Annotated in this window: 10 protein-coding genes and 1 pseudogene; 9 read left to right on the top strand and 2 right to left on the bottom strand. The window is 32.1% G+C overall.

What is annotated here, in order from left to right; all coding sequences use genetic code 11:
- The first annotated feature begins 43 nt into the window (after positions 1-43).
- Positions 44-991: a type I pantothenate kinase gene (gene coaA / locus HZY91_RS05645; RefSeq protein ID WP_197115304.1), complete on the top strand. Its 948-nt coding sequence runs from the start codon at positions 44-46 to the stop codon at positions 989-991.
- A 14-nt stretch (positions 992-1,005) separates the two neighbouring features.
- Complete coding sequence (gene guaA / locus HZY91_RS05640; protein ID WP_197115303.1) at positions 1,006-2,550, top strand: glutamine-hydrolyzing GMP synthase; 1,545 nt, start codon at positions 1,006-1,008, stop codon at positions 2,548-2,550.
- A 323-nt stretch (positions 2,551-2,873) separates the two neighbouring features.
- Here guaA and tnpA read toward each other — a convergent pair.
- Positions 2,874-3,330 (bottom strand): annotated as a pseudogene (tnpA, locus tag HZY91_RS05635) (IS200/IS605 family transposase).
- Between the two features lie 338 nt (positions 3,331-3,668).
- On the opposite strand from tnpA, the gene HZY91_RS05630 reads away from it, so the two are divergent.
- The 7 genes from HZY91_RS05630 to HZY91_RS05600 all read left to right on the top strand — a co-directional run bounded on the left by HZY91_RS05630 (position 3,669) and on the right by HZY91_RS05600 (position 11,153).
- Positions 3,669-4,850, top strand: a complete 1,182-nt coding sequence (locus HZY91_RS05630) for a hypothetical protein (RefSeq protein ID WP_235991612.1) — start codon at positions 3,669-3,671, stop codon at positions 4,848-4,850.
- Between the two features lie 247 nt (positions 4,851-5,097).
- On the top strand, positions 5,098-5,880 hold the full coding sequence (locus HZY91_RS05625; protein WP_218958245.1) for a DUF4268 domain-containing protein: 783 nt from the start codon (positions 5,098-5,100) through the stop codon (positions 5,878-5,880).
- A gap of 622 nt (positions 5,881-6,502) precedes the next feature.
- Positions 6,503-6,880, top strand: coding sequence for a hypothetical protein (locus HZY91_RS05620; RefSeq protein ID WP_197115302.1), 378 nt, complete (start codon positions 6,503-6,505; stop codon positions 6,878-6,880).
- 264 nt (positions 6,881-7,144) lie between these two features.
- Entirely contained in the window at positions 7,145-8,740 is a 1,596-nt protein-coding gene (locus tag HZY91_RS05615) for an ATP-dependent nuclease (protein ID WP_197115301.1), read from the top strand.
- Entirely contained in the window at positions 8,740-9,822 is a 1,083-nt protein-coding gene (locus HZY91_RS05610) for a UvrD-helicase domain-containing protein (RefSeq protein ID WP_197115300.1), read from the top strand. The genes HZY91_RS05615 and HZY91_RS05610 overlap by 1 nt, the downstream gene beginning before the upstream one ends.
- A gap of 802 nt (positions 9,823-10,624) precedes the next feature.
- Positions 10,625-10,930 carry a DUF6442 family protein gene (locus HZY91_RS05605; protein ID WP_197115299.1) on the top strand — a complete coding sequence of 102 codons (306 nt, stop codon included), beginning with the start codon at positions 10,625-10,627 and terminating at the stop codon, positions 10,928-10,930.
- A gap of 1 nt (position 10,931) precedes the next feature.
- Positions 10,932-11,153 carry a helix-turn-helix transcriptional regulator gene (locus tag HZY91_RS05600; RefSeq protein WP_197115298.1) on the top strand — a complete coding sequence of 74 codons (222 nt, stop codon included), beginning with the start codon at positions 10,932-10,934 and terminating at the stop codon, positions 11,151-11,153.
- Positions 11,154-11,451: 298 nt separating this feature from the next.
- On the opposite strand, the gene HZY91_RS05595 is transcribed toward HZY91_RS05600, so the two are convergent.
- Positions 11,452-13,155, bottom strand: coding sequence for an ABC transporter ATP-binding protein (locus HZY91_RS05595; protein ID WP_197115297.1), 1,704 nt, complete (start codon positions 13,153-13,155; stop codon positions 11,452-11,454).
- Between the last annotated feature and the right edge of the window lie 215 nt (positions 13,156-13,370).

Below are 13,370 nucleotides of genomic sequence, written 5' to 3'. Positions count from 1 at the left end.
GTGTATTAATTCAGTTGAAGTGTTGTTTTAGTAGGAGGTTAAGATGACTTTTGCGATAAATAATCGCTATCAAAGCTATAATCGAGAGGAATGGCAAAAGTTTCAATCCAGTGAATTAGAAATTCTTCCTATTGAGGAATTAACAGAGTTAGTTTCAATTCATGACCGTTTAAGTCAGGAAGATGTTCGAGAAGTGTATGGTCCATTGCTTCATTATATTGAAATGGACTATGTGTACTTGGATGCCTTTAATCGATCGAAGCAATCTTTTTTTGATAAGAATAAAAAAGATAATGGCGGCTACCGTCATGTCCCATTTATTATTGGTATTTCTGGAAGTGTGGCAGTTGGTAAAAGTACAGTAGCGAGAGTGCTCCATCAATTGTTAAGTGAAACTTTTCCAGAACGACAGGTTCAAATGATTACAACCGATGGTTTTCTTTATCCGAATGAAGTGCTAGAGCAGAGAGGGATGCTTCGTAGGAAAGGTTTTCCTGAATCCTATGATATGGGGCTCTTAATTGAATTCATGACCCATGTTAAAACCAAAGATTCCCCATTTTCTGTTCCAATTTATTCGCATGAAGTATATGATATTATTCCAGGTAAATATGAAATAATTGACAGCCCAGATATTCTAATTGTTGAGGGGATTAATGTCCTGCAATTGCCGTCTAACCAACAAATATATGTGAGTGATTTTTTTGATTTTTCGATATATATTGATGCAGAGCAGGATCTTATCCATCAATGGTTTGTGGAACGTTTTTTACTCTTGTTGGAAATGGCGAAGTCCGATCCTAATAACTATTATAATAAGATGACACATTTTACTAGAGAACAGGCAATTGCTTATGCAGATGATGTTTGGTGTCATATTAATTTACCGAACCTGATTCAACACATTAAACCAACACGTTCAAGGGCAGATATTATTTTACATAAGACTCACCAGCATTTATTTGATTTTATTCACGTTAGAAAATATTAAAAAAGGAGATATATATGATTCCACAAATAGAAAAAATGATTGTCTTAGACTTTGGTAGCCAATATAATCAACTCATTTCCCGTCGGATTAGAGAATTTGGAGTTTTTAGTGAGCTTTTACCTAATGACACCAGTGCGGAACAAATTAAAGCAGAGGGCAATGTGATTGGTATTATTCTCTCTGGAGGGCCTCATAGTGTATATGGAGAGGAATCCTTCTCTGTGGATCCAGAGATTTTTGAATTAGGCATTCCGGTCTTAGGTATTTGTTACGGGATGCAATTAACGACTCAATTATTAGGTGGAAAGGTCGAAGCAGGGAATCAAGCGGAATATGGCCGTTCTTCCATAAAAGTGAAGAATCATCAGACAGGAATTTTTGCAGGACTTGCTGAAACAGAAGAAGTCCTCATGAGCCATAATGATCTAGTGAGTCAAGTGCCGGAAGGCTTTGAAGTGACGGCTTCAAACGACCATTGTCCAATTGCAGCATTTGAGAATGCTGACCGACAAATCTATGGTGTCCAATTCCATCCAGAAGTTCGTCATTCGATTCACGGAAATGAAATGTTGCGGAACTTCACTTTTGAGATCTGTGGGGCGACAGGAGACTGGACCATGGAGAATTTTATTGAAATTGAAATTGAGAAAATCCGTCAACGTGTAGGAGAGCGTAAAGTTCTCTTAGCATTATCTGGAGGAGTTGATTCTTCAGTCGTTGGTGTTCTGCTTCAAAAGGCAATTGGTGATCAATTAACTTGTATTTTTGTTGATCATGGTTTACTTCGTAAAGATGAGGGTGACAAAGTGATGGAGTCTCTTAGTGGAGACTTTGGATTGAATATCATTCGTGTAAATGCCAAAGAGCGTTTCTTTGATAAACTTAAAGGAGTCATTGATCCGGAACAGAAACGTAAAATTATTGGGAATGAATTTATCTATGTGTTTGATGACGAAGCTTCTAAATTAGAAGGGGTTGATTTCTTAGCCCAAGGAACTCTCTATACGGATATTATTGAATCCGGTACTAAGACGGCGCAAACCATTAAATCTCACCACAATGTGGGAGGCCTACCAGAAGATATGGAATTTGAATTGATTGAGCCTTTGGATACGCTCTTTAAAGATGAGGTGCGAGCTCTAGGAACCACACTAGGCATGCCTGACTCTTTAGTTTGGCGCCAACCTTTCCCAGGACCCGGTCTAGGGATACGCGTTTTAGGAGAGATTACAGATGAGAAAGTGGAAATCGTGAGGGAATCAGATGCTATTCTTCGTGAAGAAATCTCACTCAACGGTTTGGAGCGTGATATTTGGCAATACTTTACCGTCTTACCTAATATTCGTTCAGTAGGAGTTATGGGAGATGGACGCACCTACGATCATACGGTAGCGATTCGGGCGATTACTTCGATTGATGGGATGACGGCAGAATTTGCCCGTATTGATTGGGAAATCTTACAAAAAATTTCCAGTCGTATTGTCAATGAAGTAGCGCATGTTAATCGTGTTGTGTATGATATCACTGGTAAACCCCCCGCAACAGTGGAATGGGAGTAGAAATAATCATAAGTGATTATTTCTACGTCCGTCCAACGATTGCTAAGCTGATAAGCGAAAGCAGAGTTGTTGACGGCCCATCTGCGTATCAAGAACAGAAATGTGACGAATAGGAACATTTCGTGACTTGAGGAGAAGAATGGGAATTGAATAAATATAGTAAGTAATAAAATCAGCACCACCCGTCTAACGGTGGTTTGCTCTGAGCCTATAAGGCTCAAAAACCTGCCCGCGCCTCAAGACGCGGGCTTTCACTTTGATCAAGCCTCAGTGCACTTGACTCGTCACCTGCCTCTCAAGAGGCGTTGGTATCACTCCAAACCCTAACCCCTAAAGGGGTCCTCAAATTCCTTAACACTTAATTTGTCTAACGCTCTATCATGTTTTTCTTGTTCTTGTATATACTTTCGAATGGTTTGTTCATTGAGTCCGACTGTACTTACATAATACACTTCCGCCCAAAAGTGTCTATTTCCAAATTTATACTTCAAGTTGGCGTGTTTATCGAACATCATCATCGCACTTTTTCCTTTTAAATATCCCATAAAACTTGATACACTTATTCTTGGTGGGATACTCACCAACATGTGAACGTGATCTGGCATTAAGTGTCCCTCTATTATCTCTACCCCCCTTGTATTGACATAACCTTTTTAATATTTCGCGAAGACTTTCTCGGTATTGATTGTATATTATTTTTCTTCTATACTTTGGTATGAACACAATATGGTACTTACACATCCATTTTGTGTGGGCTAAACTATACGATTTATTAGCCATTCTTATATCTCCTTTCTTAGTTTAATGAGGCTTGAACACCAACATTTTACTATTTAAGGAGATATTTTTGTATAACTTTCGTCGCGCACCCGCATAGCGGGTGGTTTATGTTTCGCACGAAAAGCGTGCTCAACCGACTAAAGTCAAAATTAGTACAAATAACCTTGAGAATGTTCTCAGGGTTATTTGTCTTTTATAAGAGTCCCACCGATAATTATTCTTGGTTTTTACCAATAATCTGACCAAATGTTGATAAAAACACAAGGGAAATATGGTATGATTATTAATAGTATGATTGATAATTATTATATATATTATTTACAGAGTAGGAGACTTTAATGGATAATAAAAGTAAAAATAATCCGGAAGAACAAATATTAGACACCATAAATGTCCCAGAATTACATAAATGTTTTAATGACTCACAAGGGATAATCGATGATTTAAAGTTACCAAAAGTAAATAGTAATTTAATACCGAATCCTATTTTACCTTTAAGTGATAATTACATGAAGTCAGTAGGTAAAATAATAAATAGTTATAAGAATGTTATTGAATTACCAACTTATAATTTTAGTGAAATGATAACAGTGATTAAGCCTATGACAGTAAATTTCAATGAAAATTTTAAAGAAGCAATAATTAATATTTCAAGTATTTCTGAATCCGTAAGTGAAATACTTCAAAGTGTAAATTCATTTATGAAGAAAATAGATTTTACTGGGCTTATAGACTCTCTTAACGATAGTAAAAAGAAGCGAATTGCGTATTGTTTAGTATATGATATATATCCGCCTTTGACTCATATCGATTTCATCTCAGCCGTGGCAGTGCCTTTTGAAAATCAGCAGGATGCGGATATTTTTTTAATTGAGTTATTGAAATATTTTGAAGAGGAGCATAATAAAACAACTTATGATTTTATTCCTTTATCTTTGAGAACATACCATGAAATTAACAAATTACAAGAATTAGAGAAACTAGGTTTTTACAAGTTGATGGTGATTTTTTGCATAGAGAGAATAGAGTATATTTTAACTGAGATGCAATTAGCTGAAGAAGGATCTACCTTAGCAAAAGTAAAAACTAATCAGCCTGCTTTTAGGGAATTTATTGATTTAACAAATATCAAAAATCAATATTTAATTGATTTAATTAAACAAATTACTTATATAAAAGAATTTCATGAAAAAAATTATCTTGAAGTTAATCTCTTTAAAAGATTTTCAGATATAGAAGAATTATATAATAATGGGGTGTTGCCACTAAATAGAAATCTTTATATGCATGGAAGAGTTAACGATAATCAGGTTGACTATTTAACGGTTCAAAAATCATTATTAGCTTTTTCATTTTTTGAACAATTGTTTGTTTTGAAAAAACAGGATATAAAGAAATCCGTTTTAAGAAAGAATAGACATTATGGTTTGTCAAAAATAACCAAAAATAAGAGTTCTTTATTTTTACTATATAAAAATAGGGTCAATAACCATAGAAAAAGTCGAAACCCAAAAAATTAAAAGAAAAACCCTCATTACATTACAAAATAACATCAATATTTAGATTAGTTTCGTTTGACACCTGATCATAAAATATTTATGTGAAAAATTAGGTACAGTATTATGATTATAAAAATATCTTGGTAGGTGAAAAATGATAACGAACTGAGCACTAGGTAGATTAGAAGAAGTTAATATAAGAGATTTATGGGTACATGAGCAATATGATTTTTCGAACTGGCTAGCTAAAGAAGAGAATATTGAATTATTGAACGATACTGTGGGGTTAACATTAACTGATTTTGAAAAGGAAGTCTATGTTGGTTCGTATCGTTGTGATATAGTGGCAATAGATGAGACAACGGGGTTGAAAGTTATTATTGAAAATCAACTTGAGTCAACTAATCATGATCATTTAGGGAAAATTATTATTTATGCTTCAGAACTAGATGCTAATGTTATTATTTGGATTGTAAAGGAAGCAAGAGAAGAGCATAAAAGTACCATTGAATGGCTAAATAATAATATGGTAAAAGAAATTTCCTTCTTCTTATTAGAAAATAAAGCATACAAGAATGGTGATTCACAACCAGCACCTATGTTCAGAATTGTTGAAAAACCAAATGATTTTATTAAAAGCGTCATTAACGAAGGTGAATTATCAAAAAGACACGCTGACAGACTAAAATTTTGGACTGATTTTAATAGAGTGGTTACTGAAAACGGAAAGCCTTTTAACATTAGAAAAGCGATTACAGATCATTGGTATGATGTTGCTATAGGAACAAGTGATGCTCACATCAGCATAACATTAGTCAATAAAGCTGGATATATCGGTGTAGAGCTATACATACCTGACAATAAAGATTTATACGATAACATATTAAAATATAAAGATGAAATTGAGGACAATTTAAATTTCGAAATGTATTGGGAAAGAATGGATGATAAGAAAGCTTCCAGAATTAAAACATTGATTCCAAGCTTGAATTTTAATAACCAAGATAACTATCCAGAGCTCATGAACAAAGTGATTGAAAGAGTTATTTAGATGCGTGATGCATTTAAAGGTTATATCTAGGAGACTATAAAATACCCGTAAAGAATAAATGGGATTAGCAAAATAGTGAATACCTTGTAATAATAACGTTTATAAGATTTTAAAAAGATTAAAGCTCGTTTTTTTGTTTCGAGTTCATTAGTAGTACTTGTAAGAAATGATATTAACACTTAAATATGGAATTTTACAATAGAATTTCTTGTCATTATTAATACGAGCGCAATAGTAACGATCTGTATGGGTTTTAATCTATCCACTAGAGAAATAAAACATATTTTAGTTTTTATTTAGCTTTATATTAGTATATATATTAAAGAATAATAACCTGGAGTGAGAGTTATGAATAATGAACAACGGCCAAATGAAAAGGAAACTGAAGTACTTACTTTATTTTATAACAGATTCTACAGTTTATATAATGAAATTCTTGATGATAGCTTCATTCAGCAAAGTTCAATGATTAGATTTTATAAATTGAGAGAGGCTTTCTCAATTTATAAAGAGATTTGTAATTATGAACCAATTAAAGAATACCTAAAATGGAAAAAAAAAAGGTGGAGGGCCCTTTTTTGAAGGAATTATTGCGGATAATTTATTTAATTTTATCAGGAATTTGTTATCTCATTTTCCGGTTTTCGATTCATGGGATGAAGTTTATATAAATAAAAACCTCGCAACATGGGATAGAGTTAGTCAAATAGATAAGTTTCTATCAAAGGTAACAGAGTATAAAATTGACGATAAACCGGAAGTGAAATATAGAATTTGGGAAGTGGAAAAGAAAAAAATGACCTATTTTTCAGTAGTTTTTCCAAGTGAATATGATGAAGGAAAAAATATTTATTTAAAGGATATTATTTCTGAAGAGATTGGTATTAAATTTTGTATCGCATTAATGAAAAAAATAATTGACACTCAAATTGAAAATCCTGAAGATGAAAAAATAATAATAATGTCTCAAGTATATTTCCCCAATATCAATAAGCAATAAGGGGGGGCAAATGGGATCAATGATTACATTAGGAATTGGAAAAATGGAAATTGATTGGAGTAGAACAATTGCTTCAATGAAGGTGGGAATGAATTCTTACGAAAAAAATATAGTTAAGGTTATTTAGTAGGTCAAAATAACTACTCTTTTTTGAAATATCTTTTTGGATAAATGAGTTTTGACAAATTATAAAAATTTTCTGGATTAAAAAAGTTATACATAAATACTATTGTATAGTAACAATAAAACGTTGGGGGTAATTTTTTGATTGAACAAGTGATAATAAGAAATTATCGGAAATTTAAACAGATTAAGTGGAATCCGAGTTCTGGATTAAATGTTATTGTTGGGAATAATCAAGCAGGCAAGTCCACTCTTTTGGAAGCCATTAATCTAGCTTTAACTGGTCGATTAAACGGAAAATGGTTAGTAGATGAGCTTAATCCTTATTTGTTTAACAACCAAGTGGTTAGTGAATTCTTTGAGGGTAATCCACAAGAAACTGTTCCACCTGAAATTAGTATTGAAGTTTTTTTTAGTAAGGAAAGTCAGCCACAAATTCTGAGAGGTAAAGTTAATTCTCTGAATATTGATTGTCCGGGAATACTTCTAAGGATTTTACCAGATCCTGAATACCTTTCAGATTTTAAGCAGTATTTAAGTAACGATGTTCCAGCTATACTACCAACGGAATTTTACACAGTCGAATGGAAGGGGTTCCATGGACAACCGATTCGTAGAAAGCCTCATGATATTAGAGTAGCTAATGTTGATAGTAAAAAATTATCAACCTTTAGGGGAATGGATTATCGCTTGAGGTCACTCATTGAAAACATGCTATCTGATTCTGAAAGAACAAATATTTCTGCAAATTATCGAAAATCTGTTTATGAATTAACTAATTCTCTTTTAGAAAATGTTAATGAAAGAATAAAAAATGAAGAAGGAAATTTTTCAGGAAATTTAAAATTAGGTATGGATCAATCTCCCTTCTCTAATTGGGATAATTCGATTGTTCCTCAAGTTAATGATGTGCCATTTAATTATTCTGGAGAAGGACAACAGTTACTAATGAAACTATATTTATCAATTAGTGATAATGAAGAAAACAATAATTATTACTTTATTGAAGAACCAGAAAATCATTTGTCACATACTAGTCTTTACGAGGCAATCACTATCATCCAAAATAATCTTACAGATAGTCAGGTATTCATTACAACACATAGTTCGTATGTAATGAATCGTTTAGGATTAAATAATATTACAATGATTTATGATGGTAATTTAGCGAATTTTGAATCGCTGTCTAATGAAACTATTAAATTTTATCAAAAAGCATCTGGATTCGACACTTTAAGAATTGTATTAGCAAAAAAATTGGTATTAGTGGAGGGACCTTCTGATGAAATGATTTTTAATAAAGCTTATTTTCAAGTACATGATAGATATCCTTTGGAAGATGGAATAGATGTGATTACTACTGGAATAAGTTATAAGCGTGCTCTAGAATTGTGCAAAGCATTAGATCGACCAGTAGCCGTTTTAAGAGATGCTGATAAACGTGATAAAAGTTATTGGGAAGCTGACACTTCTGAATTTTTAAAGGATGGATTTCGGCAGATATTCGTCGGAGATAAAGAATTTGGACAAACTCTTGAACCACAATTGATATCAGCAAATTTCCATGAGTTAGATAAATTTAAAAAAATTATTTCTTTTGATGGAGATGCAAATAAGCTTGATGAATATATGAAAAAAAATAAGACTTCGATCGCATTAAATATTTCACTTAGTGAAGAAAAAATAAAAATTCCCTCATATATAGAAGAAGCTGTAACCTTTATAGGAGAACTATGATGAGGAATAAAATTATTTTTGCTCCTGCTGGGGGAAGAAAAACACAAAGATTAATAGAATTAATTCAAGAAGGTAAAGATAAAAAAATTCTAGTAATAACATATACTTCAACTGGGCAAGAAGTATTAAGACAAAGAATCAATAAAACAATAATGAAAAATAAAGTCACTATTGTCGGATGGTATCAATTCTTACTACATCATATTATTTATCCGTATTCTTCTGATTACGTTAAAAATTTAAAAGTAACTGGGTTTAAATTTTTGGAAAATGACAACTTTACCTCGCGTTTGAAAGGAATTAATCGTTATATTAGCAAAGATGGTGAAGTTTATAGTTCACGAATTAACCTATTCTCAAATAAAATTATTGAAGCTGGAGATGGAGATTGGATTGATCGTTTAGAAAAACTATATAATGAAATTTACATTGATGAGTTACAAGATTTAGCTGGAAATGACCTAGATATCATTAATCTTTTGTTTAAATCTAAAATTAGAATAGTTGGAGTTGGTGATGTCAGACAGTCTATTTATCAAACAAGTCGATTGGATACCAAATATAAAAAGTTTAACGGTATAAATAAAATAAGTTGGTATAAAAATATTGAGAACAGTGGAAAAGTTGTTATTAGCAATGAAAATGAAACTTGGCGATGTAATCAACAGATTATAGATTTTGCAGATTCAGTCATTCCACCGAAATTAAATTTTCTTCGTACCATTTCAAATAATTTAGAGGTTACTGGTCATGATGGAGTTTTCGTTATTAATAAAGATCAAGTGATGGATTATTATAAAAAATATACACCTCTTGTCTTAAGAACAGATATTAGAACGAAGGTGCCGGATGGAATACCTTCTGTAAATTTTGGAAAATCAAAGGGATTAACTGTTGATAGGACACTGATATACTCAACTAGACCCTTTAGTGAATTTCTAAAAGATAGAACCAAAACACTAGCTAATAAGTCAATTTCAGCTTTATACGTAGCGTTAACTAGAGCTAAATATTCGGTTGCTATAGTAGTTGATAAGGTTGAAGATTATGATATTCCATGTTGGACAAATCATCAACCTTAAAATATTAAATTGCCCTAGTTATAGTGTTATATTTCTTTGTGTAACTTTATTTGTAAAACTATGGGTATATCTATTTTGTGAAATGAAAACTTTAATAAAAAATTATGATTAAAGTCTAAATGTAATTAATTATATATATGTATGACCCAATTTTGACCCAAAAAGTTTTGATAAAACAGAATTGTATATATAATATGAATAAAACACGTAATAATAAAGATTAAAATTAACTATATCCAATATAAATCGATATGATCTATTGAATTGGAGTAATCACATTTGGAGCTATAACTGCTTAATAGCAAGGTTTATGCCGTGTTGTAAAAAGTAATAGAACACAAGAATAGATAACATAAATAAAAAAACAGCTTATAAACCCAATTGTATCAGGGGTTTATGAGCTGTTGTTTTGTTATATTGGTCTTACAATAACCTTTTTTAGTATAAAAAGGTAAGGAGAATAATAGGAGTCTTCAAAGGGAAATAAAAATTCTGGAAGAAGACAACTAGACTATGGTTCAAGAAAGATATAGATGTTATTGGTGATGAAATAGGTATTAATAGAAAGAGGGAATACTAAATATTGCTATTATCAATGTTTAAGTACTCAAAGTTAGAAAATTTGTTTTTAAGTAGAGTGATTATATTTTACGTTTAAACAAAATATATAATTATAAGCAAAATAATTATTAGATATGCATTTGGCATTCTGATTTTTTATTATAATTAATTTATAATATTGCCAAGTTTACTTTTCATATATATAATATATATAAAGTAAACTTGGCAAAGGAGGATTAAGATGGATAAAAAGGATGTTTTAAAAATGGCTCAAAGAGAAAAAAATGATGAAAGAGAAATTTTTGTGAATGATAAATCAAGTGTTTGGATTTCAAGGATGTTAATTGCTATTGCAGGGTTTATCTCTGCAATTAGAGACTCCCATAATTTACCTTTTTTTGATATTTTAGCAATGCTTTGTTTGTCCATCGGTGCAGGTGAACTATATAAATATTATATAAAGCGGGAAAATAAACATTTATATCTTTTTTTTCTATTGTTTGTAATAGGAATAAGCGCTACAGTAATTTTTTTAAAGGATCTTTAGTATGGATGAGAAGCTAGAACTAAAAAATAATTTAAAAGAAATACGAAGAGAATTACAGTTAACTCAAGAAGCCTTATCAAAAATGGTTGGAGTATCAAGAAATACAATATCATCAATAGAAACGGGTCAATATACACCATCAGCAAAATTAGCGTATTTATTATGTTTAGCACTAGAAAAAACTTTTGAAGAAATTTTTTATATTTCTACTCGTGATAATTAAACTTTGTATACTATAATATATATTATAGTTTTTTATACATTTGTTCTCCTATTGCTTTAATACGAAATCATTAAAATTTAAAATTTGAGTTACAGATGAGATGATTTTTGTGTTGTTTTAGTTAGTTTTAAATATGGGAAGAGCCCCTAGATCCGCATAAAGATTTAGGGGACTTGTTATGTTGAGATAATGTTTTAATTTAAAGTTTAAAATTTAAAAGGACTTAGAATGCTTATTCATCATAGGTACATAATATATCTGGAGAGTTTATTCGATATTCAATGTTGATGTACTCGATTTAAAGCCGAGATTCTTTTTCAATTTCGTATGTTGGTTTAAGCACTTCCGCTGCTTTGTTTTTAAGTGTGTATATTATCTCACATTCAGAAAGAAAATTATGATCATGGCTGACTGAGATAATGGTGTAGTTGCTGGTCTCTTTGAGTTGGGTCAAGGTCTCTTTAATTGATAGACTGGTAGCTTGGTCTAAGGCTGCATTTGCTTCATCAAGAAGAAGAATGGGTGTCTTGCGGAGTAGGGCTTGGGCAAGATTGAGTCGTTGTTTTTGCCCACCACTTAATAAATCTCCACTTTCACCGACGGGTGTCTCAAGCCCCTGAGGTAGGGTTTGGATGAAGTGATAGAGATCAACCTTTTTTAAAACATCTGTAAGTTCTTGTGTACTTGCTTGAGGCTTGACTAGGCATAAATTCTCGCGAATGGTTCCAGGGAAGAGAACTTGGTCTTGAGAAACATAAGCCATTTTAGACCGCAAGCTCTTGAGATCGTATTGATCAATTGGGATACCATCAATTAATAGGTCACCACTTTCTACTGCGTAAAATCCGAGGAGTAGATCAAGGATAGTTGATTTACCGATTCCACTTTTACCAATAATTCCGATCCATTTACCAATCGGAATATTCAGCGACAGGTCCTGGAAGATCAGTTCACGATCCTGATTGTATCTAAAGGTGACATCCTTAAAAATGATCGATTGCTGAGGGTCAAAAGGTTTGGATCCTGAATTTTCAATATCTTTTAGGTTGATAAGATCAGCTAAAGGTTTAAATTCAGCCAGTTGCTTTTTGAACTGATAATTGGTAGTTAAAATATTGTTAGCGTTTGCATAAAAGACAGTGAGGTAAGACAAAAGAACGACGATGGTTCCGATAGATAATTGATCTTGGATAACAAAGATAGTAGAAAGGATAAAGATGACACCGGTCAAGATTTGGTTGACGACATTGCTAGTCCATAAGCCACTCAAATTATCGAATAAAGCGATCCGCCCCCAAATTGTAATGGAGTCATCCAGTGTATCCTGTAATTGATTGACTTGTTGTTCTTTTAACTGATTGGCTTTAATGAAGCGGATAGATCTTAGACTATCTGTGATGATTTGAGTCATACGGCCATTGCAATTAATCACTCGTTGAGTCATACCTTGGACTTTCTCTGCAAAATAATTGCTAGGAAAGTATGCGAGAGGGAAATAAAGGAGTAATAAGAGAGCAAAGGACCCATGTAAGTTAAAAACAAAGACCACGATAATGATACTAATGATAAAGTTAGCTAAGATTTGTGGTAAATCAGCAATCCAAAACATGACATAGCGAATGGTCTCTTGACGTATATAGGTGGCTAACTCACCACTGTTTGTTTGGTCAAAGAATGTGAGCTTCTGTTCTAGTACATTCTTGAAAGCTTTTGTTGTTAATTGACGTCCAGACCTTCGAGCTAGTACAGCGATAAAATATTTATAGTAGGTATTAATACTAGCCATTATAAGGGGAATTGATAGAAAAAGAATGGCTGATTGAATGACTCGGCTCATGTTTCTGTTGGGAATCCATTGATCGATAATTCTTTGCATGATTAATGGCGGAATTAAACCGATTCCTTGAATCAATATGACTAAAAGAAAGGACAGTAACATGTAGCGTCTTTTGTTGGTAATAGATAACGAATTAATAATGTTAGTTTCTGTTTTATTCTTCATTAAACTAAACCTCTTTATTTTAATTTATATATATATTCTATTGTATAATTTCGCTCAAAAATTACAATGTTCATTAAAGAAATTTAAAAAGGGGTATTTAGGTTTGGTAATGCTTATGTACATCCTTTGAAATATGTTGTTTTAGATCCAGATGGTTATTATTTGAGAATTACAGAGTAAGATTAACTTCAGGATAGAAGCAGTTTGTTACTTAT

The organism is Facklamia lactis (genome assembly GCF_015863205.1).
Classification (GTDB): domain Bacteria; phylum Bacillota; class Bacilli; order Lactobacillales; family Aerococcaceae; genus Facklamia; species Facklamia lactis.
Note: the sequence above shows the minus strand (reverse complement) of the source record. Positions and strands in the feature narration are given on the sequence as shown.

Excerpts from the sequence above, each read along its gene's own strand:
- coaA (WP_197115304.1), top strand. The coding sequence starts at position 44 with ATGACTTTTGCGATAAATAATCGCTATCAAAGCTATAATCGAGAGGAA.
- guaA (WP_197115303.1), top strand. The coding sequence starts at position 1,006 with ATGATTCCACAAATAGAAAAAATGATTGTCTTAGACTTTGGTAGCCAA.
- HZY91_RS05630 (WP_235991612.1), top strand. The coding sequence starts at position 3,669 with ATGGATAATAAAAGTAAAAATAATCCGGAAGAACAAATATTAGACACC.
- HZY91_RS05610 (WP_197115300.1), top strand. The coding sequence starts at position 8,740 with ATGAGGAATAAAATTATTTTTGCTCCTGCTGGGGGAAGAAAAACACAA.
- HZY91_RS05605 (WP_197115299.1), top strand. The coding sequence starts at position 10,625 with ATGGATAAAAAGGATGTTTTAAAAATGGCTCAAAGAGAAAAAAATGAT.
- HZY91_RS05600 (WP_197115298.1), top strand. The coding sequence starts at position 10,932 with ATGGATGAGAAGCTAGAACTAAAAAATAATTTAAAAGAAATACGAAGA.
- HZY91_RS05595 (WP_197115297.1), bottom strand. The coding sequence starts at position 13,155 with ATGAAGAATAAAACAGAAACTAACATTATTAATTCGTTATCTATTACC.